Annotated in this window: 26 protein-coding genes; 17 read left to right on the forward strand and 9 right to left on the reverse strand. The window is 58.6% G+C overall.

The window, feature by feature from the left end:
- Window positions 1-79: 79 nt before the first annotated feature.
- The gene (locus tag ACN28Q_RS20375) at window positions 80-472 is read left to right on the forward strand and encodes an inner membrane protein YbjM (protein ID WP_095848011.1); all 393 of its coding nucleotides are present in this window, start codon (window positions 80-82) and stop codon (window positions 470-472) included.
- A 48-nt stretch (window positions 473-520) separates the two neighbouring features.
- Here the strand turns inward: ACN28Q_RS20375 and ACN28Q_RS20380 are convergent, their stop codons facing one another.
- Entirely contained in the window at window positions 521-784 is a 264-nt protein-coding gene (locus tag ACN28Q_RS20380; protein ID WP_095848012.1) for a GrxA family glutaredoxin, read from the reverse strand.
- A 202-nt stretch (window positions 785-986) separates the two neighbouring features.
- Here ACN28Q_RS20380 and ACN28Q_RS20385 point away from each other — a divergent pair, with 202 nt between their 5' ends.
- The 8 genes from ACN28Q_RS20385 (at window position 987) to rlmC (ending at window position 8,240) form a co-directional block, all read left to right on the forward strand.
- On the forward strand, window positions 987-1,280 hold the full coding sequence (locus ACN28Q_RS20385; protein ID WP_095848013.1) for a YbjC family protein: 294 nt from the start codon (window positions 987-989) through the stop codon (window positions 1,278-1,280).
- Window positions 1,281-1,394: 114 nt separating this feature from the next.
- Window positions 1,395-1,874, forward strand: a complete 480-nt coding sequence (locus tag ACN28Q_RS20390) for a type III secretion system chaperone family protein (RefSeq protein WP_095848014.1) — start codon at window positions 1,395-1,397, stop codon at window positions 1,872-1,874.
- Between the two features lie 395 nt (window positions 1,875-2,269).
- Window positions 2,270-3,379, forward strand: coding sequence for a spermidine/putrescine ABC transporter substrate-binding protein PotF (gene potF / locus ACN28Q_RS20395; protein WP_095848015.1), 1,110 nt, complete (start codon window positions 2,270-2,272; stop codon window positions 3,377-3,379).
- Between the two features lie 126 nt (window positions 3,380-3,505).
- The gene (gene potG / locus ACN28Q_RS20400) at window positions 3,506-4,639 is read left to right on the forward strand and encodes a putrescine ABC transporter ATP-binding subunit PotG (RefSeq protein WP_095848016.1); all 1,134 of its coding nucleotides are present in this window, start codon (window positions 3,506-3,508) and stop codon (window positions 4,637-4,639) included.
- Between the two features lie 23 nt (window positions 4,640-4,662).
- Window positions 4,663-5,625, forward strand: a complete 963-nt coding sequence (gene potH / locus ACN28Q_RS20405) for a putrescine ABC transporter permease PotH (protein ID WP_095848017.1) — start codon at window positions 4,663-4,665, stop codon at window positions 5,623-5,625.
- Window positions 5,622-6,467 (forward strand): putrescine ABC transporter permease PotI, encoded by an 846-nt coding sequence (gene potI / locus ACN28Q_RS20410; protein ID WP_095848018.1) that lies wholly within the window; start codon window positions 5,622-5,624, stop codon window positions 6,465-6,467. The genes potH and potI overlap by 4 nt, the downstream gene beginning before the upstream one ends.
- A gap of 94 nt (window positions 6,468-6,561) precedes the next feature.
- Entirely contained in the window at window positions 6,562-7,041 is a 480-nt protein-coding gene (locus tag ACN28Q_RS20415; RefSeq protein ID WP_165907108.1) for a YbjO family protein, read from the forward strand.
- Window positions 7,042-7,112: 71 nt separating this feature from the next.
- Window positions 7,113-8,240, forward strand: a complete 1,128-nt coding sequence (gene rlmC / locus ACN28Q_RS20420) for a 23S rRNA (uracil(747)-C(5))-methyltransferase RlmC (RefSeq protein ID WP_095848019.1) — start codon at window positions 7,113-7,115, stop codon at window positions 8,238-8,240.
- Window positions 8,241-8,277: 37 nt separating this feature from the next.
- On the opposite strand, the gene artJ (ACN28Q_RS20425) is transcribed toward rlmC, so the two are convergent.
- From artJ (ACN28Q_RS20425) to ACN28Q_RS20450, 6 genes are all read right to left on the reverse strand, one after another.
- Window positions 8,278-9,012: an arginine ABC transporter substrate-binding protein gene (gene artJ / locus ACN28Q_RS20425; RefSeq protein ID WP_095848020.1), complete on the reverse strand. Its 735-nt coding sequence runs from the start codon at window positions 9,010-9,012 to the stop codon at window positions 8,278-8,280.
- A 233-nt stretch (window positions 9,013-9,245) separates the two neighbouring features.
- Window positions 9,246-9,914: an arginine ABC transporter permease ArtM gene (gene artM, locus ACN28Q_RS20430; protein WP_095848021.1), complete on the reverse strand. Its 669-nt coding sequence runs from the start codon at window positions 9,912-9,914 to the stop codon at window positions 9,246-9,248.
- Window positions 9,914-10,630 carry an arginine ABC transporter permease ArtQ gene (artQ, locus tag ACN28Q_RS20435; RefSeq protein ID WP_095848022.1) on the reverse strand — a complete coding sequence of 239 codons (717 nt, stop codon included), beginning with the start codon at window positions 10,628-10,630 and terminating at the stop codon, window positions 9,914-9,916. The genes artM and artQ overlap by 1 nt, the downstream gene beginning before the upstream one ends.
- A gap of 9 nt (window positions 10,631-10,639) precedes the next feature.
- Window positions 10,640-11,371, reverse strand: coding sequence for an arginine ABC transporter substrate-binding protein (gene artJ / locus ACN28Q_RS20440; protein ID WP_095848023.1), 732 nt, complete (start codon window positions 11,369-11,371; stop codon window positions 10,640-10,642).
- Between the two features lie 16 nt (window positions 11,372-11,387).
- A complete protein-coding gene (gene artP, locus ACN28Q_RS20445; RefSeq protein WP_095848024.1) occupies window positions 11,388-12,116 on the reverse strand; it encodes an arginine ABC transporter ATP-binding protein ArtP in 729 nt (242 codons plus the stop codon).
- Between the two features lie 236 nt (window positions 12,117-12,352).
- Window positions 12,353-12,895, reverse strand: coding sequence for a lipoprotein (locus ACN28Q_RS20450; RefSeq protein ID WP_095848025.1), 543 nt, complete (start codon window positions 12,893-12,895; stop codon window positions 12,353-12,355).
- Between the two features lie 292 nt (window positions 12,896-13,187).
- Here ACN28Q_RS20450 and ACN28Q_RS20455 point away from each other — a divergent pair, with 292 nt between their 5' ends.
- From ACN28Q_RS20455 to ACN28Q_RS20490, 8 genes are all read left to right on the forward strand, one after another.
- A complete protein-coding gene (locus tag ACN28Q_RS20455; RefSeq protein WP_095848026.1) occupies window positions 13,188-14,210 on the forward strand; it encodes an ABC transporter substrate-binding protein in 1,023 nt (340 codons plus the stop codon).
- Window positions 14,207-15,199, forward strand: a complete 993-nt coding sequence (locus ACN28Q_RS20460; protein WP_095848027.1) for a FecCD family ABC transporter permease — start codon at window positions 14,207-14,209, stop codon at window positions 15,197-15,199. The genes ACN28Q_RS20455 and ACN28Q_RS20460 overlap by 4 nt, the downstream gene beginning before the upstream one ends.
- On the forward strand, window positions 15,196-15,984 hold the full coding sequence (locus ACN28Q_RS20465) for an ABC transporter ATP-binding protein (protein WP_095848028.1): 789 nt from the start codon (window positions 15,196-15,198) through the stop codon (window positions 15,982-15,984). The genes ACN28Q_RS20460 and ACN28Q_RS20465 overlap by 4 nt, the downstream gene beginning before the upstream one ends.
- Window positions 15,974-16,792 (forward strand): class I SAM-dependent methyltransferase, encoded by an 819-nt coding sequence (locus tag ACN28Q_RS20470; RefSeq protein ID WP_095848029.1) that lies wholly within the window; start codon window positions 15,974-15,976, stop codon window positions 16,790-16,792. Before ACN28Q_RS20465 ends, ACN28Q_RS20470 begins: the two co-directional genes overlap by 11 nt.
- Window positions 16,789-17,634, forward strand: coding sequence for a ModD protein (gene modD, locus ACN28Q_RS20475; RefSeq protein WP_095848030.1), 846 nt, complete (start codon window positions 16,789-16,791; stop codon window positions 17,632-17,634). The genes ACN28Q_RS20470 and modD overlap by 4 nt, the downstream gene beginning before the upstream one ends.
- Window positions 17,635-17,732: 98 nt before the next feature.
- Window positions 17,733-19,694: a TonB-dependent receptor plug domain-containing protein gene (locus ACN28Q_RS20480; protein ID WP_095849124.1), complete on the forward strand. Its 1,962-nt coding sequence runs from the start codon at window positions 17,733-17,735 to the stop codon at window positions 19,692-19,694.
- 100 nt (window positions 19,695-19,794) lie between these two features.
- On the forward strand, window positions 19,795-20,118 hold the full coding sequence (locus ACN28Q_RS20485) for a heavy metal-binding domain-containing protein (protein WP_095848031.1): 324 nt from the start codon (window positions 19,795-19,797) through the stop codon (window positions 20,116-20,118).
- Window positions 20,119-20,145: 27 nt separating this feature from the next.
- The gene (locus ACN28Q_RS20490; RefSeq protein ID WP_095848032.1) at window positions 20,146-20,976 is read left to right on the forward strand and encodes an N-acetylmuramoyl-L-alanine amidase; all 831 of its coding nucleotides are present in this window, start codon (window positions 20,146-20,148) and stop codon (window positions 20,974-20,976) included.
- Here the strand turns inward: ACN28Q_RS20490 and ACN28Q_RS20495 are convergent, their stop codons facing one another.
- Both ACN28Q_RS20495 and ACN28Q_RS20500 read right to left on the reverse strand, forming a co-directional pair.
- Complete coding sequence (locus ACN28Q_RS20495) at window positions 20,977-21,984, reverse strand: 3-beta-hydroxysteroid dehydrogenase (RefSeq protein WP_095848033.1); 1,008 nt, start codon at window positions 21,982-21,984, stop codon at window positions 20,977-20,979.
- 165 nt (window positions 21,985-22,149) lie between these two features.
- Window positions 22,150-23,583, reverse strand: a complete 1,434-nt coding sequence (locus ACN28Q_RS20500) for a DUF2867 domain-containing protein (RefSeq protein ID WP_095848034.1) — start codon at window positions 23,581-23,583, stop codon at window positions 22,150-22,152.
- Window positions 23,584-23,689: the final 106 nt, after the last annotated feature.

Here is a 23,689-nt window from a genome sequence, read left to right on the forward strand (position 1 = left end):
CCTTTGCCTACAGGTAAATGGCAAGGCGGGTATGTCATTGGGTATGGGTACCTGGCCGTCACTATCGAGGAGGAGTTCCATGACGACCTATCGTTACTGGGCAGGTATAGTCAGCAGCTTCCTGTTGTTCAGCCTGGTGTTTTTGGGCCAACGGGATGATGTGCTACGCAGTATGGATCACGAGCATCGTGGCGAAATTGGCCTGCTGCTGTTTATGATCCCAGGATTTATTGCCAGCGCGCTCTCCGGCCGTCGGCGTATCCGCTGCCCGCTGATCGGCACGTTGTGTGCGGTGCCACTGTGCCTGCTCGTCCGTTATTTCAGGCCGACAGCGTATTGGTTTTGGCAGGAATTGGCTTATGCCACCAGTGCAGTATTCTGGTGCTTATCGGGTGCGATGCTGTTTTTATGTATCAAGGTGATGCTGCAGGCTTGCCGCCAGGGCGGTGGCAACGGCTCGCACTTAAAGTAAACAAGGCCGCGGTGCCCTCAGCGATAGCGGGGGAGGGCACCAACCTGATTACTGGTACAGGCTCAGGTGTTCTTTGGCATAGGCTTCAAAATCGGTGCAGCCGCCAATGTGTTTTTCATCCAGGAAGATTTGCGGAACGGTTTCTACCGGTTTGCCGACGGTTTTTTCCAGATCGGCCTTGGTGATGCCTTCGGCATGGATATCAATATAGCGGTAGTTGAAATCGTCACGTTCGTTAGCCAGTTTTTCCGCCAGCTCTTTTGCCCGGACACAATAAGGGCAAGCAGGGCGCCCAAAAATTACTGCATACATGCAATACTCCTTCGTTTTTATATTCAGATAAATAGCTGTCATTGCAATGGCGCTTTGCCGGTTAAAATAAGACTGCCGTTGGCGCACCACTGTTGCTGCGGCACACTATGCCCATATGGCGGCGTAAAACAAAGCAGGAATTACCTGTTAATCTGATTTATACAATCGATGGCTTAGCCATTGCCCTGCTGGAGACAAAAATATGCGATCGTTGGGTGATCTGCCGCGCCCGGTTCTGGTGTTGGAAGGGATCGGCATGCTATTGCTGATATTGGCGTATTTGTGCATCCATGGGCATGTGCAACTGCCGGGGATGCTTGGCAGCCAGATGGCGGCGGTCGGGATGATTTTTCTTGGCGTCGCGCTGATGGTGCCGGCCGCCGCCTTTCTGGTGTGGCGCGTGGTGCAGGGGTTTAGCCCGCTGATGCGCGGTGATTTGCCGCCGGATAGCGAACAACACGGCGGCGAGAAGCCGGATCGGGATCCGCGCCGTTAAGCCCTGCGTGATCGAGCAGATTTGTCAATTAAGGCGGATTGGCCGTGGCGTATTGGGTGAATATTCCGTAAGCTATGCGCCTTTTCGCATGTTGAATATTTGAGGCTGGTATTTATGGATTCACTCATCGTCCCGGATTTAGCGTTATTACGACGTTGGCTGGATCAGTTAGGGATCTCCTTCTTCGAATGCGATGCCTGCCAGGCGCTGCACTTGCCGCACATGCAGAACTTTGATGGGGTGTTCGACGCCAAGATTGATTTGGTCGACAACGTGATCTTGTTCTCGGCGCTGGCGGAGGTGAAGCCAACCGCGTTGATCCCGTTGGTGGGCGATCTCAGCCAAATCAATGCCAGTTCTCTGACCACCAAAGCGTTTGTCGATATTCAAGATGACAATTTGCCCAAACTGGTGGTGTGCCAGTCCTTGAGCGGCGTGGTCGGCATTACTCTGGAACAGTTCGCCCACTTTATGCAGCAGGGCGAAGAGCAGATTTCGATGATTATCCTGGAAGCCCGGGCGAACGATCTGCTGTTTATGGGGGAGGAAGAAGAGAACCCGGCTAGCGCTCCCCGCCAAATAACCGTGCACTAACCACTTGTTTAAATGATGCGCACCGCCAGCGCGGCGGTGTGCCAGCGTTATTCCATTCAGTAATCATATATTCTGCATTTCAAGCCAGTTTGCCAGATATTCCTCGTTAGTTCGCCGTTATTGGCGTAGCACATAGAGAAAATTTGCATAGAAAATCGATAAAAGGCGTTTTTCACCCTCAGGACTGGTGCCTGTTTACAACAGCGGGTATGCTGCTGATTCTGCTAAGGGCTTGCGATTACCTTTGTGACCACGTGGGCTGAGCGGTAAAAATGCCTGCAGCATCAATTGCATGGCTATGCACCCGCGGTTGCAGCGATTGCGCTCGATCAGGAAAGGTTTTGTATCATTGCCGATACAAATTGAGCTCCCCTTGTTCTTGGAGGTAGTTACGGATGGTCGCCCAACATAAAAAATGGTTAGCGGGTGTTGTTACGGGGTTGCTGATGGCGACTTCCGTCACCACGTCAGCAGCGGAGAAAACGCTGCACGTCTATAACTGGTCAGACTATATCGCGCCAGATACCTTAGCCAAATTCCAGCAGGAAACCGGCATTAAAGTGGTTTACGACGTCTTCGATTCCAACGAAGTGCTGGAAGGTAAACTGATGGCCGGCAGCACCGGTTATGATCTGGTGGTGCCTTCCTCCAACTTCCTGGAGCGTCAATCGCAGGCCGGCATCTTCGAGCCGCTCGACAAGAGCAAAATCCCGAATTACAAAAACCTTGATCCTGAAATGCTGCAACTGGTGGCGCATAACGACAAGGACAACAAATACGGCATCCCTTACATGATGGTGACCACCGGCATCGGCTATAACATCGACAAGGTGAAAGCGGTGCTGGGTAAAGATGCGCCGGTCAACAGCTGGGATTTGATCTTCAAGCCGGAAAACCTGGAGAAGCTGAAAAGTTGCGGCGTTTCCTTCCTGGATGCGCCGAGCGAAGTCTACGCCACCGTGCTGCACTATCTGGGTAAAGATCCCAACAGCACCAATGCGGCGGATTACACCGGCGCGGCGAACGATCTGCTGCTCAAGCTGCGGCCGAACGTTCGTTACTTCCACTCTTCCCAGTACATCAACGATCTGGCTAACGGCGATATCTGCGTAGCGATCGGCTGGTCCGGCGACGTCATGCAGGCGGCAGACCGCGCCAAAGAGGCGAAGAACGGCGTCAATATCGCCTATTCGATTCCGAAAGAAGGGGCGCTGACCTACTTTGATATGTTCGCGATGCCAGCGGATGCCAAGAACAAGGACGAAGCCTACCAGTTCCTTAACTTCCTGCTGAAGCCGGACGTGATTGCTGATATCAGCAACCACGTCTACTACGCCAACGCGGTGAAAGACGCAACGCCGCTGGTGGACGCCGAAGTGCGTAATAACCCGAACGTTTATCCGCCGGCGGATATTCGCGCCAAGCTGTTCACGCTGAAGGTGCAGGATCCAAAAATTGACCGTGTTATTACCCGCTCTTGGACTAAGGTTAAAAGTGGGAAGTGATGAGTAAGGGGCAACCCTCACGGTAATCATCAACCGCAGGCGGGCCTTTCCCGCCTGTGTTGCCATTTTAGTGCCACGGCCATTGCCGTGGCGGTTTGTACTGATTTAGCACCGGAGAGCCCCTCGTTGAACGACGCGATTCCTCGTCCTCAAACCCGGCAGCAGAAGGTTTTCACCCCGCTGTTGGAAATCCGTAACCTCACGAAAACCTTCGATGGCCAGAACGCGGTGGAAGATGCCAGCCTGACCATTTACAAAGGCGAGATCTTCGCACTGCTGGGGCCTTCGGGCTGCGGCAAATCCACGCTGCTGCGTATGCTGGCGGGCTTTGAACAGCCCACCGCCGGGCAGATTGTCCTTGATGGCCAAGATCTGGCGCTGGTGCCGCCGTATCAGCGGCCGGTGAATATGATGTTCCAGTCTTATGCGCTGTTTCCGCACATGAGCGTGGAGCAGAACATCGCCTTTGGCCTCAAGCAAGACAAAATGCCGCGCAGCGAAATCAACGCGCGCGTTGAAGAGATGTTGGCGCTGGTGCACATGCAGGAATACGCCAAGCGCAAACCGCACCAGCTTTCCGGCGGCCAACGCCAACGCGTGGCGCTGGCGCGCAGCCTGGCCAAACGGCCGAAGCTGCTGCTGCTGGATGAACCGATGGGCGCGCTGGATAAAAAGCTGCGCGATCGCATGCAACTGGAAGTGGTGGATATTCTTGAGCGCGTTGGCGTCACCTGCGTGATGGTGACCCACGATCAGGAAGAAGCGATGACCATGGCCGGGCGCATTGCCATCATGAACCGCGGCAAGTTTGTTCAGATCGGCGAGCCGGAAGAGATCTATGAACACCCGAACAGCCGCTTCAGTGCGGAATTCATCGGCTCGGTTAACGTGTTCGAATGCGTTTTACAGCAGCGGCAGGACGACGCGCTGATTCTGCAAAGCCCCGGCCTGCGCCACGCCATCAAGGTGGATCCGGATGCGTCGGTGGTGGACGGGGTGCCGATCCAGGTTGCGCTGCGGCCGGAAAAGATCACGCTGTGCGAAGACGTGCCGGAAGACGGCTGCAACTTTGCCGTGGGCGAAGTGGTGCACATCGCCTATCTGGGCGATTTGTCGATTTACCATGTGAAGTTGCTCAGCGGCCAGATGATCAGCGCCCAGTTACAAAACGGCCACCGCTTCCGCAAAGGGATGCCCACCTGGGGTGATGAAGTGCGCTTGTGCTGGGATACCGATAGCTGTGTGGTGCTGACGGTCTAATGGGGATGTGAGGAGTTACCGTTATGACAATACTTTCTGAACAGCCCCCATCGGCGCCGGTGCAGCAGCCCGGCCCGCTGAAAGCGTTTTTCCGCCGTGTGCAAATGGCGCATGGTCGCAAGCTGGTGATCGCGCTGCCGTATCTGTGGCTGGTGCTGTTGTTTTTGCTGCCGTTCCTGATTGTCTTCAAAATCAGCCTGGCCGAAATGGCGCGCGCTATCCCACCTTATACCGATCTTATGAGCTGGGCGGACGGCAAGCTGGATATTGCGCTCAACTTTGCCAACTACCTGCAGTTGACGGACGATCCGCTGTACGTGGAGGCCTATCTGCAATCGCTGCAGGTGGCGGCGGTCTCAACGGTTTGCTGCCTGCTGATTGGTTACCCGTTGGCATGGGCGGTGGCGCACAGCAGATCCTCAACGCGCAATATCCTGCTGCTGTTGGTGATCCTGCCTTCGTGGACCTCGTTCCTGATCCGCGTTTACGCCTGGATGGGGATTCTGAAAAACAACGGGGTGTTGAACAACGCCCTGATGTGGCTGGGGGTGATCGATCAGCCGTTGGTGATCCTGCATACCAACCTGGCGGTGTATATCGGTATCGTCTATTCCTACCTGCCGTTTATGGTGTTGCCGATCTACACCGCACTGACCCGGATCGATTATAGCCTGGTGGAAGCGTCGCTCGATCTTGGCGCCCGGCCGCTCAAAACCTTTTTCAGCGTGATTGTGCCGCTGACGCGCGGCGGCATCATCGCCGGCTCGATGCTGGTGTTTATCCCGGCGGTGGGTGAATTCGTTATTCCGGAACTGCTCGGCGGGCCGGACAGCATTATGATCGGCCGCGTGTTGTGGCAGGAGTTCTTCAATAACCGCGATTGGCCGGTGGCCTCTTCGGTGGCGGTTATCATGCTGCTGCTGCTGATTTTACCGATTCTCTGGTTCCACAAGCACCAGAACAAAGAAATGGGGGGCCAGGGATGAGCAATTTGCCGGTAGTGCGTTCCCCGTGGCGTATTTTTATTTTGGTGTTGGGCTTCACCTTCCTGTATGCGCCGATGCTGATGCTGGTGATCTATTCTTTCAACAGCTCAAAACTGGTGACGGTGTGGGCCGGCTGGTCGACGCGCTGGTACACCGAGCTGTTCCACGACTCTGCGATGATCAGCGCCGTGGGGCTGAGCCTGACCATTGCCGCAGCTTCGGCGACGGCGGCGGTGATCCTCGGCACTATCGCCGCGGTGGTGATGGTGCGCTTCGGCCGCTTCCGCGGCTCCACCGGCTTTGCCTTCATGCTGACGGCGCCGCTGGTTATGCCGGACGTTATCACCGGCCTGTCGCTGCTGCTGCTGTTCGTGGCGATGGGGCACACGCTCGGCTGGCCGTCGGAGCGCGGTATGTTCACCATTTGGCTGGCGCACGTCACTTTCTGTACCGCCTATGTGTCGGTGGTGATCGCTTCTCGCCTGCGTGAGCTTGACCGTTCGATCGAAGAAGCGGCGATGGATCTCGGCGCGGCACCGCTGAAAGTGTTCTTTGTGATCACGCTGCCGATGATCGCGCCGGCGCTGATCTCGGGCTGGATGCTGGCGTTTACGCTGTCGCTGGACGATCTGGTTATCGCCAGCTTCGTGGCGGGCCCAGGGGCGACAACGCTGCCAATGTTGGTGTTCTCCAGCGTACGTATGGGGGTCAACCCGGAAATTAACGCCCTGGCGACGCTGATCCTGCTGGTGGTGGGGATCATCGGCACTATCGCCTGGTGGTTTATGGCGCGAGCGGAAAAACAGCGCGTGCGCGAGTTGCACAAGGCTGCCCGTGGCTGAATGCGGCTAAACCTGCTACTTTTGCTTGGGTTGTGGTTGCATAATCTCCCGATCCGCCGCCTTACGGGGCGGCGCTGTTGCGCGGAATACGGATATGGCTGATATGCTGAAAAGCGGGCAGGGAATACATATGCGGGCTGATGCACCGGTAGCGGTGATGGTAGCAGGCACCGCGATAGTGGCGATTAAGTGCCTGAGCGTGGTGTTGTTACTGGGGGAATTGGGTTTTTCCGGCGCCAGGGAGTTCGTCAGCACCAGTGCGCAGGCGTGGGATTCAACGCTGATTTTTCTGGCGGGCATTGTGGTGCTGTGCGGGCAGATTGGCTGTGGCATCATGGTGACGCGTGGCCGCAACTGGGGGCGCTGGGGCTACGTTGTCTGCCAATGCCTGGTGGTCGGTTACCTGCTGCTGGCGACTATCGGCAGCCAGTTTCCCGAAGTGTTTACCGTGGAAGGGGAAACCAGTAGCCAAATCCTCCACCGGCTGATACTGGTCAAGCTGCCCGATCTGGTGATCCTGCTGTTGCTGTTTGTCCCGCGAGCCAGCCGCCGTTTCTTCCGCGCGCGCAACTGAGATTTTAGCCGCGCAGAGTGGTAAACTCTGCGCCCTTGAATCGTCATCCTGAATTTTACCGGTTAATCGTCATGCATTGCGCTTTGTACACGGCGGGCAACTGCCGTTCCTGTCAGTGGCTGGAAAAGCCGTATCCGCAGCAATTGGCTGACAAACAGCAACACCTGCAAAACCTGCTGGCGCAGCACCCGGTGGCGCAGTGGCTGGCGCCGGTAACCGGGCCGCAGGCCGCTTTTCGCAATAAAGCCAAGATGGTGGTCAGCGGCAGCGTGGAAAGGCCGCTGCTCGGCATATTACAGCGCGACGGCACGCCCGCCGATTTATGCGCCTGCCCGCTGTATCCCGCCAGCTTTGCGCCGTTGTTTCCGCTATTAAAAACCTTTATCGCCCGCGCGGGGTTAACGCCCTATAACGTGGCGCGCAAACGCGGCGAGCTAAAATACCTGTTGCTGACCGAAAGCACCCACAGCGGCGGCGTGATGCTGCGTTTTGTGTTGCGCTCGGAAACCAAGCTGGCCCAGTTGCGTGCTGCGTTGCCCTGGTTGCAGCAGCAACTGCCGCAGCTTAAGGTGATATCCGCCAATATCCAACCGGTGCATATGGCGATCATGGAAGGTGAACGCGAGATCCCGCTCACCGAGCAGCAGGCGCTGGAAGAGCAGTTTAATCAGGTGCCGCTGTATATCCGCCCGCAGAGCTTTTTCCAGACCAACCCGCAGGTGGCGGCCCACCTTTACGCCACCGCCCGTGACTGGGTGCGGGCGCTTGGCATCAGCAGCATGTGGGATCTGTTTTGCGGCGTGGGGGGGTTTGGCCTGCACTGCGCCGATCGGGAAACGCAGCTGACCGGTATTGAAATCAGCGCCGAGGCGATCGCCTGCGCCCGCCAGTCAGCGCAAGCGCTGGGGCTGCGTAAGGTTGGGTTTCAGGCGTTGGATTCAACCCGCTTTGCCACCGCCGAAGGCCAGGTGCCGCAATTGGTGGTGGTCAACCCGCCGCGGCGCGGTATCGGCCGGGCGCTGTGCGAGTATCTGAATACCATGGCGCCGGATTATCTGCTGTATTCCAGCTGTAATGCGCAAACCATGGCGAGCGATATCGCCTTGCTGCCCGGTTACCGGGTTGCGCGCGTGCAACTGTTTGATATGTTCCCGCATACGGCGCATTACGAAGTGTTGGCATTGCTGGTGCGAGCCTGAAAGGTTGCCCCCGCCGCCGGCGAGGGCTATGGGGCGTTTACTGCGGGAACCACTTGTCGTTGATGGCCTTATAGGTGCCATCGGCCTTGATCGCCTCCAGCGCGGCATTTAGCTTGGCGAGCAGCGCCTTGTTATCCGGGCGCACGGCGATACCCAGGCCGGTACCGAAATACTGCGCATCGGTGATATGTTCACCGACCGGCGCCAGGTTCGGGTTGTTCTTCAACCACTCATTGACCACGGCGGTGTCGCCGAATACGCCGTCGATACGGCCGTTCTTCAACTCAAGAATCGCGTTCTGGTAGCTGTCGTAGGCCACCGTATTGATCTCCGGGTGTTTATCCTGCATGTATTTTTGATGGGTCGTGCCGTTCTCCATGCCCACCTTTTTGTCTTTCAAATCCGCCAGGCTGTTGAATTTGCCTTTCTGCGCAATGACGATCGCCGAGTTGGCATAATACGGCTGGGTGAACGCCACCTGTTTGCTGCGCTCTGGCGTAATATCCATGCCAGAAATCACCGCATCGTATTTTTTGAATTTCAGCGCGGCGATCAGGCTGTCGAAAGCCTGGTTGGTGAAGGTGCATTCCGCTTGCATCTGCTTGCATAGCGCCTTGGCAAGATCGATGTCAAAGCCGACAATCTGGTTATTGGCGTCCAGCGATTCAAATGGCGGGTAGGTGGCGGAAGCGGCGAAACGGATGGTATCGGCCGCCTGGGCGGTAAAGGCGATCCCGGCCAGCATCGTGGCGGCAAGCAATAGTTTTTTCATGCACAAATTCCTGTCTGCAATTTATCTGCTGTTATTTTAGGCCACCGTTTGATTCTGCGGGCAAACCGCCGAAAATCATCCGTGGTGGTGATGGCGTTAACCATGCCATTGAGTGAATTAATATGCAATAAAAATGATTAAAAAAGTGGTTTGACGGTGGCTTGACGCAAAGGGCGGGGAAATACAGGCCGGGCATGAGGAAGCGCCCGGCCCCGGACGCAAGGGAAAAACGGCTAGTTGCGGCGTTCAAATGCCAGCGCACGGCGTTCCACCAGGCGCATCAGCAGCGTCAGCAGGCCGTTGACCACCAGATAAACCAGGCCGGCGGCGCCGAACACCATCACATCATAGGTGCGGCCGTACATCAGTTGGCTGTAGCCCATCACTTCCATCAGCGTAATGGTGTAGGCCAGCGAAGTGCTTTTAAATACCAGCACCACTTCGTTGGAATACGACGACAGCGCGCGTTTAAAGGCGAACGGCAGCAGGATGCGCAGCGATTGCCGGCGCGACATGCCGAGCGCTTCGCATGATTGCCACTGCCCCGCCGGGATGGCCCGCACCGCGCCATAGAACAGCTGGGTGGTATAGGCGGCGCTGTTGAGCGCCAGCGCGATCATGGCGCACAGCCACGGCTGTGACAGCAAGTTCCACAGCCACGGGTAATCGCGGATCGCCGGGAACTGGCCGGGGCCGTAGTAGATCAGGAAGATCTGCACCAGCAGCGGCGTGCCGGTGAACAGTGTGATGTAGGCTTTCACCAGCGGGGTGAGGAGCGGCGTTTTCAGCGTCAGCACCACCGTCAACGCCAGCGACAGCAGCAGGGCGACAATCAGCGCGGCTACGGTGAGGGTTAAGCTGGTGTGCAGCCCTTTGGCGATTTCGGGCAGGTAGTCAAGCATCAGGATGCCCCCTGTTCAAAACGCGTGGTACGCCGTTCGATCCGTTTAATGACGTACTGGCTAAGCAGGGTAACAACCAGATAAATAGCGGCGGCGACCACATACCAGGTAAACGGCTCTTGGGTGCGGGTGGCGATGCTCTTGGTTTGCAGCATCAGATCGTTAACGCTGATCAGCGACACCAGCGCGGTATCCTTCAGCAGCACCAGCCATTGGTTGCCAAGGCCGGGTAGGGCATGGCGCCACATCTGCGGCATAATCAGGCGGAAAAATATCGCTGATTTGCGCATACCCAGCGCCTGGCCGGATTCCCATTGCCCCTGCGGCACCGCTTTCAGCGCGCCGCGCAGCGTTTGCGAAGCATAGGCAGAATAGAGCAGGGCAAGGGCGATCACGCCGCACAGGAACGGGCTGACGTCGAAGTTTTCAATCGCCAACTGGATGGGCAATTGGAACAGGCCGAAATTCAGGGTGAAACCGTCGGACAGCAACAGCAGTAACTGCGATGAGCCGAAATAGATAAACAGCACCACCAGGATTTCCGGCAGGCCGCGCAGCAGTGTAACCCAGACGGTGCCCAGCCAGCTGACCAGACGCCAGCGTGCAGATTCGATGGCGGCAAACAGCATGGCCAGGGCAAGCCCGAGCACCAGGGCGCAAACGGCAAGGCCGACGGTCATGCCGGCGGCGCTTGCTAAGGGTTGGATTTCATTCATCGGGGTTAATTACTGCTGGAACCATTTTTTGTAGATGGTTTCGTAAGTGCCATCCTGTTTGATCTTGTCCAGCGCCGCATTGAATTTACCTTGTAACGCGGTGTTGCCCTGGCGCACGGCAATGCCTAAGCCGGTGCCGAAGTAGTCTTTGTCTGTCACTTTTTCGCCCACTACCGCCAGCGTGTCGTTCTGTTTCAGCCATTCGTTAACCACGGCAGAATCGCCGAAGACGGCGTTGATGCGGCCGTTTTTCAGATCCAGAATGGCATTCTGGTAGCTGTCGTAGGGCACGGTGGTGATTTCCGGGTGTTTATCCGCCAGGTATTTTTGGTGGGTGGTGCCGTTTTGCACGCCGACTCTTTTGCCCTTCAGCGCGGCGACATCGGCCACTTTGCCTTTTTCAGTAATAAACAGCGCGGAGTTATCGTAGTAAGGCTGGGTGAACAGCACCTGTTTTTCGCGTTCGGGAGTGATGTCCATGCCGGCCATCACGGCATCGAAGCGTTTGAACTTCAGGCTGGGGATCAGGCTGTCGAATGCCTGGTTGGTGAAGGTGCATTCGGCCTGGATTTCTTTGCACAAGGCATTGGCCAAATCGACGTCAAAACCCTGGATCTGGTTGTCCGCGTTAACGAATTCAAACGGCGGGTAAGAGGCTTCCGTCGCGAAGCGGATGGTTTCAGCGGCGGCGGCGGAAACGCTGATGCCGGCTAAGACGGCGGCGATAAACAATTTTTTCATTAAAAATCCCCTAAGCCTAGTGTGATAAATAGTTGGCGAACTCGGCCGTTTGCGGCTGGGCGAAATGCTGGGCATCGCCCTGTTCCACTACCCGGCCATTTTCCAGGTAGGCTACGCGGCTGGCGGTTTTGCGCGCCACTTCCACTTCATGAGTCACGATGACCTGGGTAATCCCGGTGCTGGATAACTCACGAATGATACTGACGATCTGCGCCGTGATTTCTGGATCCAGCGCGGCGGTGGGTTCGTCGAACAGCAGCACGTGCGGTTCCATCATCAGCGCGCGGGCAATCGCGACACGCTGCTGCTGGCCGCCGGAAAGATGCAATGGGTAACGATCGGCGAAATCACTCAGGCGCAGGCGCTTGAGCAGTTTGTCGGCGCGTTCCATCGCCTGCGCTTTGCTCAAGCCCAGCACGCGGCAGGGCGCTTCGATCAGGTTATGCACCACGGTAAGGTGGGGCCACAGATTATATTGCTGAAACACCATTCCGACGTTCTGGCGCAGTTCGCGGATGGCTTTTTCACCCGGGGGTTGTGTGAAGTCAAACTGGTTGCCGGCAATCTGCAAATGGCCGGAACGCGGCATTTCCAGCAGGTTCAGCACCCGCAGCAGGGAGCTTTTCCCGGCGCCGCTTGGGCCAAGCAGCACTAACGTTTCGCCCGCTGGGCAGTCCAGCGTGATATTAAACAGCGCCTGGTTTGCGCCGTAAAAGCAATTGATATCTTTTAATTGAATGCTCATGCGCCAGGATCGGATAGATTTAGATGCCGCGAATGTTAACTTCCACAGCATAGTTATGCAATGTTTGTGAGTTAAAATTTATTTATATGCGGTTATTTAATAAATAATAGCACAATGTGCCGGGCAGCAGCCGCGGCGCATGAATTTGTCGCGCCGCCGATGAAAACCCCAGTCAGTTTGCTTCTGCCTGCGGGCGATAATAAAACCGGTGCCGGAGCGCCGGTTTCGCACGGTGATTATTGATCTTCCAGGGTTTGCCGCAGGGTGGCGTGGGAAACCGGCGTCGGGGTATTCAGATAGCGAATATCGTTAACGGTCCAGCAGGTGCCTTCACGCACCATCAGCACTTCATTTTGCCAGTTAACGTCGTTGCCGCCGGCTTTCTGGTAGCTCAGCGCGACGCGCAGCGGAATATTTTTCGCATCGGTATTCGGAATGGTGGAGGCGCTGGCGACGTTGGCGCTGGTCGGCCCTGCGGCACTGCCCGAGAACAAATCGCCGTTGGCGGCCAGTTTACCCGGCTGCCGGCTGGCCTTTAGCAGTTCCTGATAGAGCTGCTGGCTCAGATAGGGCTGGAGTTCGCCCAGGCGGGCGCTATCCGGCCGCGCGGCGCCTTGCTCAATGCGCAGATCGTAAAACGCTTGCGCCACGCTGTCTGGGCCGCCGTCTATACAGCCGCCGTTGCGGGTGCCGATATCCTTGTAAGCCGGCTCAACGGTAGTACAGGCACTCAGTAATAACGCTAAAGGCAAAACAGCCGCAATCGTTTTTGTTTTCATCTTAATACCTTTTGTGAAAGTCTCTCTATCCCATAGATTTCAAGGCACCGGCAGGCGGCAAGCGAACCTCTCCCCCAGCAGGCTGTTGTCACAGAGCATGCCATGAATACACCAACAGCTTACAGTATAAATAGATTTTGCTGTGAAGGTAGGTGTCTGAAATGGCTATTCTCGCCGCTTGCCCGCCGGGCGTGGCCATGCCCTGGCCGGCCTGTTGATGTACATCAATACAACAGGGTGACTATTTCGTTATGTTATATTTTATATAACGGATGGAATCACAGGTATCGATATGGATATATCCCGGCGCCGTTTTCTTCGCTATGCGTTTACCGCCGCCTGTTTTAGCGCGTTCCCCGCAGTAGCGCGCCCGCCGGCGCTCGTCAGCCTCTTTGGGCAATTGCCGGCGCCGTCCGCGATCCGCTGCGTGGTCAGCGCTGGGGCGCCGGCCGATCTTCTGTTGATGGCCGTGGCGCCGGAGCGCCTGGCCGGTTTATCGTCGTTCGATTTCTCCACGGCGGCCATGTTGCCCGACAGCTTGCGCCGGTTGCCCCGGCTGGGGCGTTTAGCCGGGCGCGGCAGCACGCTCTCCATTGAAAAAATCCTGGCAATCAATCCGGACATCATCATTGATTGTGGCAGCGTCGACGCCACCTATCGTTCGCTGGCGCAACGGGTGTCCGCCCAAACCGGCATTCCCTACGTATTGATTGATGGCGGGCTGCCCCATGCGGCGCAGCAGATTCGGCAGTTGGCCGCGTTGCTTGGTGTTGAAGCTCGCAGTGCGCCTTTGGCCGATATGGCCGCGCGTTTCCTGGCGGACGCGCAGGCATTTGCCGCCAGGCCGGGTAGCGCCAGGCGTTTCTATGCCGCGCGCGGGCCGCGTGGGTTGGAAACCGGCCTGCGCGGCTCGTTGCATACGCAAGCGGCTGAAATGCTCGGGCTGGTGAACGTTGCCGCCGAACAGGGGCTGAGCGGGTTGGCGCAGGTGTCTTTTGAACAGATCGCGCACTGGAACCCCGAGATTATCATCACGCAAAGCGACATGACGCGGCAGTATCTGAACACCAACCCCGTCTGGCGCAGCCTGGATGCGGTGGCGCAAGGGCGGGTATACGGTTTCACTGGCCTGCCGTTCGGTTGGTTGGATGCGCCGCCGGGCATCAACCGCCTGTTGGGGCTGCGCCGCTTGCAAAGCCATTTCGATCCGCAACTGGCCGCCGGTATCGCCGATGATATTGGGCAGTTCTTTCGGCTGTTTTATCATGCGGAACTGAACGATGCGCAGTTGGCCGAACTGTTGGTGCGCTCATGAGCATACGGATACGCATGGTGCTGCTTTGCGTGCTGGGGTGCGCCGCCGTGCTGTTGGCGCTGTGCACCGGCCCGTTTTCGCTGTCGTTAACGCAAATCTTGCACCTGATGGCGCCGGAGCCGATCACGCCGGCGGATCGGCGCCTGGCGGTGGTTTTCTGGCAGGTGCGCTTGCCACGCGTGGCCGGGGCGCTGCTGATTGGCGCCGCGTTATCGGCTGCAGGGGCCGCCTATCAGGGCATGTTTCGCAACCCGCTGGTGTCGCCGGATATTCTGGGTGTTTCTGCCGGCGCCGGTATGGGGGCCAGCATCGCGATTTTCCTCGGCTTGCCGATGCTGATGATCCAATTGCTGGCTTTTTTCGGCGGCCTGGCGGCGGTGATCACGGTGTGTTTGATTGCAAGGTTGGCAACCCGCCACGATCCGGTTTTGTCGCTGGTGCTGGTGGGGATTGCGATCGGGACGCTGTGCGGCGCGGTGATCTCTCTGATCAAGATTTTGGCAGATCCTTACCTGCAACTGCCGTCGATCACCTTCTGGCTGCTTGGCGGCCTGTCAACCCTGACGCCAGCGGACTTACTGGCGGTGGCGCCGGCGCTGTTGCTGGGGATGATCCCAATGCTGCTGTTGCGCTGGCGGGTGAACCTGCTCAGCCTGCCCGACGACGAAGCGCGCACGTTGGGGGTCAATGTTGCTCGCTTGCGGCTGGTATTGATTTTGTGCGCAACGCTGGTGACCGCCGCCGCGGTTTCGGTTGCCGGTATTATTGGCTGGATCGGGCTGGTTGTGCCGCATATCAGCCGGCTGCTGGTGGGCGCGAATCACCGCTATCTGCTGCCTGCGGCCATGGGCTGCGGCGCATTGCTGCTGCTGTTGACCGATACCCTTGCGCGCAGCATCGCCGCCATTGAGTTGCCGCTCGGCATCCTGACCGCGTTGGTTGGGGCGCCGTTCTTTCTGGCCCTGTTACTGGGAGGCGGGCGGCGATGAACGTGGTGAAGGTAGAGCAGGTCAGCCTGGGTTACCGGCGGCGGCCGCTGGTGCGCGATGTCAACTTTACGCTGCAAGCCGGGCAGATAACCTGCCTGCTCGGCGCCAACGGCTGCGGAAAAACCACCCTGATGCGCACGCTGTTGGGCCTGATGCCGCCGCTTGCGGGCGACATCAGCCTTTATGATCGGCCGATATCCCGTTGGCCGGCCGCCGAACTGGCGCGGGCCGTAGCCTATGTGCCGCAGGCGCATGACGGCCCCTTTGCGTTTCGGGTGCGGGAGATGGTGATGATGGGCTGCAGCGCCCGGCTGCGGCTGTTTACGTCGCCGGGCAAGCGGGAGCATGCGTTGGCCCGGCAGGCATTGGCGGCGCTTGGGATCGCGCACCTGGAACGGCGTCTTTACCCCACGCTCAGCGGCGGCGAGCGCCAGTTGGTGTTGATCGCCCGCGCGCTGGTGCAGCAACCCTCGCTGTTGATGATGGATGAACCGGCGTCCAGCCTGGATTTTGGCCACCAAATCGCGTTGCTGGAGCAGGTGCGGCGCTTGCAGGCCGGCGGGATGACGATCCTGATGTCGACCCACCACCCGATGCATGCCCAGGCCGTTGCCGACAGCGTGATACTGATGAGCCCAGAGCACGCCGTGCGCCAGGGTTCACCGGCAGAGATGCTCAGTGCGGAAACGCTGGCGGCCATTTATCAGGTTTCACCCGCGCAAATTCGCCGCCACTTTCAGGGGAACCCCGTAAACGACATTCAGGACAAACACCATGCTGATTGATGACATTGATTTCGCCACGCTGTACCAACAGCAGATGAAGCTGGCGAAAAGAACGGAAAAAACGCCCGAGCACTGGGATCGGCGGGCGGAGAAAATGGCGCAGACCTGCGCCAACCCGCAGGATCCTTATCTGGCGCAACTGATCGCCCGCATGGATTTTACCGGCGCGCAGACGCTGCTGGATATGGGGTGCGGGCCGGGCTCCGTGTGCCTGAACGTGGCCGATCGCCTGCAACGGGTCTATGGCCTGGATTACAGCAGCGGCATGTTGGCGGTGGCGCGCCAGCGCGCCCAGGCGCAGGGCATCGCCAATGCCACCCTGCTGCGCAAGGCGTGGGAAGACAGCTGGGACGATGTGCCGCAATGCGACATCGCCGTTGCCTCGCGCTCTACGCTGGTGGCCGATCTGCGCCAGGCGATGCGCAAGTTGAACGACAAGGCCAGGTTGCGGGTATACACCACTCATACGGTAAGCCCGTCGTTTGTCGATCCGGCGATCCAGCGCGCCCTTGGCCGGCCGGTGGTCGAACTGCCCAACTACGCGTACGCCTTCAACGTGCTGTACCAGATGGGCATTCAGCCGCGGGTCGATTTTATCCGCGGGCCGAACTGCCAGGCGCAAACCGATACCTTCGAGGCGTTTATTTCTGCGGTTGCCTGGTCAACCGGCGAGCTGAACGATGAGGAAAAACAGCGCCTGTTTGATTATTTCACCCAGCGCAAACACGGGCCGCGGCCGCTGGTGGCGCCGACCCGTGACTGGGCGTTGCTCTGGTGGGATCGCGTTGATTTTGAGGTGGCGCCATGATCTTTATTCCTGATGCGCTGTTGGATCGGCTACTCCAGGAAGACATCCAGGGCGGAGATGTGACCACCCGGGCGCTGGGGATTGGCGAACGGGACGGTGAAATGCACTTTATTCACCGCCAAGGCGGTTGCGTCAGCGCCATTGACACCGCCTGCCGCATGCTGCGCCGCCTTGGCATTGAGGCGCAGGCGCGGGTGGAAGACGGCGCGCTGGTTGGCGCCGGGGCGCGGCTGGTGTCCGCTCAGGGCAGGGCAAAAGCATTACACCAAGGGTGGAAGGCGGTGCAGAACCTGCTGGAGTGGAGCTGCGGCGTGACGGACTACCAGTTCCGTATGCTGCAGATCCTGCGGCGCTATGTGCCGAACGGGCAGATTGCCTGCACGCGCAAGGCGGTGCCCGGGACACGGCTGCTTGCCGCGCAGGCGGTGTTGGCCGGCGGCGGGCTCATCCACCGCGCCGGCACGGCGGATACGCTGCTGGTTTTTGCCAACCACCGCCGCTTTCTGGCCGATGATGACTGGCCGGGGATGGTCGCCCGCCTGCGCATGGCGGCGCCGGAAAAAGCCATCGTGCTGGAAGCCGATACTCCGGCAGAAGCCCGCCTGGCGCTGGCCGCCCAGCCCGACGTGTTGCAGTTGGATAAGTTTACGCCGCACGATATTGCCGCGCTGCTCGTACTGGCGCGGCAAATAGCGCCTCATTGCCGTATTTCCGCCACCGGCGGTATCACACTGCACACGGTTGAAGCCTTCGCTCGCACCGGAGTGCCGCTGTTGATCACTTCAGCCCCTTATTATGCACCGCCAGCGGATATTCAGGTTCAACTGTTGCCGTTGGCGTGATGCGTTTTGCCGCCGCCGCGCCACATCGGCGCAGCGGCTGTGCGATGGAACACTGTTATATAAAAACAACACAGCACACTTTTGGGAAGGATATCCTGATGAAAATAAAAACGATCTCTCTGTGTATGCCGTTCACTCTGTTGGCCATGGATGCGGCGTTGGCGGCGCAGGAGGACACGGTCACCGTATGGGGCAGCGCCGTCGCGGCGACCAGCGATATTGTTGACCAGCAAACCGTCACCCAGCTTGATAAACGCAACGTCGCACAGGCGCTTAGCGTGATCCCAGGGGTAACGTTACAGAAGTCCGGCAACCGTAATGAACTGCAGGTGCGGGTGCGCGGCTTCGACAGCCGGCAGGTACCGATATTCTATGATGGCGTACCGATTTATGTGCCTTACGACGGCAATTTGGATCTTGGGCGCCTGCTCATTTCCGGGCTAGCGACGCTGGAGGTTTCCAAAGGCTACACGTCGCTGCTGCAAGGGCCAAACCAAATGGGGGGCTCGATCAACCTGACAACACAGAAACCGAAGAACCCGCTGGAAGCCAGCATCGGCTTTCGTCAGGGCTGGGCGCGCGGCAAACACAGCGCCTATGACGCCAATGCCGCGCTGGGGATCAAAAGCGATCTCGGCTATATCCAGGTCAGCGGTAGCTGGCTGAAACAGGATTTCGTCGGTTTGCCCCATGGCAGCGACGGCCCGGTGGTGGGGGAACAGGGCAAACGCAGTAATTCGGCGGCCGACGACCAGCGCGGTATGCTAAAAATCGGCTTCACCCCGCGGCCATCGGATGAGTACACCTTTACCTACATCAAACAGGACGGCGAGAAGAACAACCCGCCCTATGCAGGCACCAGCAGCCAGCAGGCGCGCTATTGGCAATGGCCGCAATACGATAAGGAAAGTTATTACTATCAGGGCACCACACGGTTGGCCGATGGCTATACCCTGAAAAGCCGGGTTTACCACGACACGTTTAAAAACACCCTGTTGATGTACAACAGCCTGGCCGCACTCAAAAGCGGGAGCGGCAGCTACAGCCACTACGACGATTACAGCAACGGCGCCGGGCTGCAATTGGCGATAGATATGCGTGAGCGCGATCAACTGGCGTTCGCCGCGCACTGGAAAGAAGACGTCCACCGTGAAAAGAGCGCGCCTTCGGCGGCCTACGATCGCTATAAAGACCGCACCTGGTCGCTGGCCAGCGAATACCAATGGGCGGCAACTGACGATCTGGACGTGGTGGCGGGCATCAGCTACGACTGGCGCGACAGCCTGCAGGCCATGAAGCACGAGACGGCCGGGATCACCCGTTATGACGACAATACCCAGCGGGCATTCAACTGGCAGGGCATGGCTAAATATCACTTTGACAGCCGTAACGATATTGCCCTGTCGTATTCTGAACGCAGCCGCTTCCCCACGCTGAAAGAACGTTACACCACCTCGCGCCCGGCCTATGGCCAGATTGCATTGGTGAACCCCGGCCTGAAGGCGGAACGCAGCCGTAACCTTGATCTGACCTATACCGGTGCGCTGTCTGAACGGTGGGGTTATGACGCCAGTGTGTATTACAACCGCGTCAGTGACGCCATTCTGTCGCAAAACGTTAGCGCAGACGTGGTGCAGAATCGCAACAGTGGCCGGGTGGATTACACCGGGTTCGAGCTGGGCGTCAAAGGCAAACTGCTGGATATGCTGTCGGCCGGGGTGAATTACAGCTTTACCCACAGCGATCCCAAACAGCTGGAAATCGGCAAGATTACCGGTTTGCCGAAGCAAACGCTGGTGGCCTGGGCGACGCTGACGCCGTGGCAGCCGCTTAGCATTACCGTGTCGCAGGAGGCGCGTTCTTATAGCTACAGCGACACCGACGGCAGCCAGAAGGCGGCCGGCTTTTCCGTTACCAACCTGCGTACCGATTACCAGATTGGGCATGGCCTGAGCGTCAATGCGTCGGTCAACAATCTGTTCGATACCACCTACGCCTATGCCGAAGGGTTTATCGAAGAGGGGCGCAATTATTGGCTGGGGGTAGAGTACCGCTACTGACCGCGCCAGTCGGGTAGGTTGCCGCCAGGGCTGACGCCGTGGCGGCATCGTGTTAAAAAGGAGGTCGGAGCAAGAAGTTCATCATTAACAGGAGATCCTGATGCAGCTTTCGACGACCCCAACCCTGGAAGGGTTCACCATTACCGCCTATTGCGGCGTCGTTACCGGCGAAGCCATCCTCGGCGCCAATATTTTCCGTGATTTTTTTGCCGGCGTGCGTGATATCGTCGGCGGCCGTTCCGGCGCCTACGAGAAAGAGTTACGCAAGGCGCGCCAACTGGCGTTCAGGGAATTGGAAGAACAGGCCAAGGAACTGGGGGCCAACGCGGTGGTTGGTATCGACATCGATTATGAAACCGTCGGCAAAGACGCCAGCATGTTGATGGTTACCGTCAGCGGCACGGCGGTGAAAGTGAACCGTTAATCCGACCGCAAGGCAAAGGAGCATGCAGTGGCGAAGGGATTATGGATCATAGCCGCCGCCAGCCTGTTGGCCGGCTGCCAGAGCGGGCAGCAGGGTGAAGGTGGCGCTTATCATGTGGAGACGCGCTACCGGGCGCAGGGCGCCGATGCGCGCATCCACTTTCTGGTGATGCACTACACGGCGGATGATTTTCACGCTTCGCTAAAGACGCTGACCGACGAACACGTCAGCGCGCACTACCTGCTGCCGGCTCATCCGCCGCGGCAAAACGGCCAACCGGTGGTGTATCAACTGGTGCCCGAGGCGCAGCGCGCCTGGCATGCGGGCGCCAGCCAGTGGCGTGGCCGCACCGGCCTTAACGATACCTCTATTGGCATTGAAATCGTCAATCGCGGCTTTTACCGCAGCTTGCTGTTCACCCATTGGCAGCCCTATACGCCGGAGCAAATCGCGCTGCTGGTGGATCTTAGCCGCGACATCATTAAGCGCTATGGCATTCAGCCGGTGGATGTGGTCGGGCACAGCGATATCGCTCCTTTGCGCAAACAGGATCCCGGCCCGCTATTCCCGTGGCGGCAGTTGGCGCAGGCCGGCATCGGCGCCTGGCCGGACGAAGCGGACGTGCGGCATTATCTGGCCGGCCGCGATCGCCATGCGCCGGTCGCCATGGCGCCGCTATTGGCCAGGTTGGCGCGCTACGGCTATGGCGTGGAAACGGATTGGGATGCACGCCAGCAGCGGCAACTGGTGGCGGCGTTTCAGATGCACTTCCGGCCGGCGGATTTTAGCGGCGCGCCGGATGCGGAAACCGAAGCGATTGCGGATGCCTTGTTGAGCAAATATGGGGCGGCGCGCTGATTAGCGCGCGTGCAACATGCCGTGGGTTTTCAACCATTGGGCGGTGCGGTTGATGCCTTCGTCCAGCGAAACGATCGGCCGGTAACCCAACTCGTCTTGCGCCAGCGAGGTATCGAGCGTCAGATCGAAATTGAGCTTGGCCACGCCGTAATGGGTCAGCACCGGCTCTTTGTCTTTATTTCCCAGCTTTTCCATGCCGCGGGCCATCATATCCAGCATCGGATAGGGCACCGAACGGATACGGCACGCCATGCCAAGATCGTCAAACAACTGCTGGACGATGGTGCGCAGCGGGCGTGACTGCTGGTTGGTAATATTGTAGGCGCGCCCGGAGACGGTGTTTTCCGCCTGGGTAGCCAGCCACATGGCGTGTACGGCGTTTTCCAGATAGGTCATATCCACCAGCGCGCTGCCACCGTGCGGCAGCAGCAGGTTGCCGTAGTGCTTAATCATCTGCAGCAGGCGCGGCAACATCACGTTGTCGTGCGGGCCGAACAGCCCCTGCGGGCGCAGAATGGTGAAATGGGTCTGCGGGTTGGACAGCGCCAACTGGTGGATCACCTGTTCGCCGGCGGCTTTGCTGCGCGCAAATTCGTTGGCATAGCGTACCGGCCGGTAGTCTTCTTTGATATTGCGGTGGTGGCGATAATCGAAATAAATAGCAGGGGAGGAGATATGGATAAACTGCGATACGCCATAGGCGGCGGCCCATTCCCCCAACCGGCGGGTGGCGCGCACGTTGGCCAGCTCGAACGCCTGCTCGCTGCCCCAGGGGGAAGTGAAGCTGGAGCAGTGCCACAGAACATCCACATCCGCCAGCATGGCCTTGGCCTGTGAAGAAACCAGCGTGGTGAGATCGGCTGCGATAAACTCGGCGCCCATTTTTTCCAGCAGGTTGCCCATGGCCTGATTGCGGCCAGTGGCGCGCACTTTTATACCCTGATGGCGGAGATATTCAACGGCGTTGCGGCCTAACCCACTGGTTGCACCGGTAACCAATACCTTCATAACAGACTCTATTCTCACCCCAAATTGTAGACTGCGGGAGCGGTTGCCTGCACCCCTGCAAATGAGGTGCCATTCTTCCGTGATTTTGTGCGCTATGCAATCGGAAAGGGTTTAACTGCGGCAGCAAACTGTGCGGTTGGCCGACAAATAACCGCCTGATGCCCCTTAATGCCGATCTTGCCGCTGCGCCAACCGGGCAATGCGCTTTGCCATGCCACGAAAAATAAACAGGTGAGCGGGCATCATAAGGAACCAATAGAGCAAGCCGCTGAACCCGGCCGGGTGCCACCAGGCGCGCACATCAAGCTGCCGGTATGCGCCAAAATCCTTAATGCTGAAGGTCAGCCGCCCCAGCCCCGGCGCCTTCATACCAAACAGCAACGCCAACTGGCGCAGCGGCTTCATGGTGATCACTTTCCAGCCGTCCACCAGATCGCCTACTTGTAACGTCGCGCGAGCCGGGCGGCCATAGACCACGCCGTTGCCCGCCAGATCGTCCATCCAAGCCCGAATACGCCACAGGATATTGGCGTAAAAATAGCCTTCTTTGCCGCCCAACTGCTGCACCACGTGCCACAGCGCTTCGCTGGATGCCGTGGTATCGATGGTAAAGCCGGCCTGCTTCGGGTAGAAGCCATAGCCGGGGCGCCAGCGGGCGCGTGCTTCGGGATCGTAGCCCCAGTCGGCGCAGGCCACCACTTCATCTTCACGCCGCAAGGTGTCCTTCACCGCCTGATCGAAAGTCGACAGCGTTTGCGGGATCAGCGCCTGCAGTGCTCTGCCGTCGGCAGGCAGATCGTGGTTCAGGCCCTGGATCAGCGCGTTAGCGATCGGCACCGGCACCGAGGTCACCATGCTGATAAACCACGCGGAGATAAAGCGTGTCGGCAGGGGGAGGGGAAGCAGCCAGCGTTTTTTGCCGCTGATGGCGATAAAGCGCTCGAACAGAGTTTGATAGCTGATGTATTCCGGGCCGGCGATGTCGAAAACCCGGTTCTCCGCCGCCGGATGCTGCAACATATCGGCCAGGTAGACCAGCAGATTGCACAACGCGACCGGCGATGATTTGGAGCGCACCCAACGCGGCGGGGTCAGTATCGGCAGGTTGTACACCATATCGCGCATGATCTCGAAAGCGGCTGAACCGGGGCCGACGATAATGCTGGCGCGCAGTTCCGTGATCGGAACGCCGCTGTCGCGCAGGATATCGCCGGTCAGTTGACGTGCGACCAGGTGCGGCGAGCGGGCGTCGCGCGGCTGCAACGCGCCGAGAAAGATCACCTGTTTGACACTGGCGTTGCGCAGCGCGTCACGCATATTTTCCGCCGCCTGGCGCTCTTTTTCGATAAAGTCATCGCCGTCGCCCATGCCGTGGATCAGGTAATACACCGTATCGATATTCCACAGCGCCGCAGCCAGCGTCTCCGGGCGGTAGACATCCACGTATTGACAACGCACGTGCGGCCAGTGCTGTTCCTGCAGCCATTCAATGCGCCGGGCGGCGGCGGTAATTTCATGCCCAAGCTCCGCCAGATGTGGGATCAGGTTCTGGCCAATATAGCCGCTGGCGCCAAGCACCAGTATGCGTTGGGGGATCATCCATGCCGCCTTATCATCAATGTGAACACCGTGCCCAAACGGCCGTGGCGCTTGAGTTTCATACCGCATAGCATGCCAAACCTGCCGGATAAAAGCACTGCGTAAT

Origin of the sequence: Gibbsiella quercinecans (assembly GCF_002291425.1) — a bacterium.
GTDB classification, from domain to species: Bacteria; Pseudomonadota; Gammaproteobacteria; order Enterobacterales; family Enterobacteriaceae; genus Gibbsiella; species Gibbsiella quercinecans.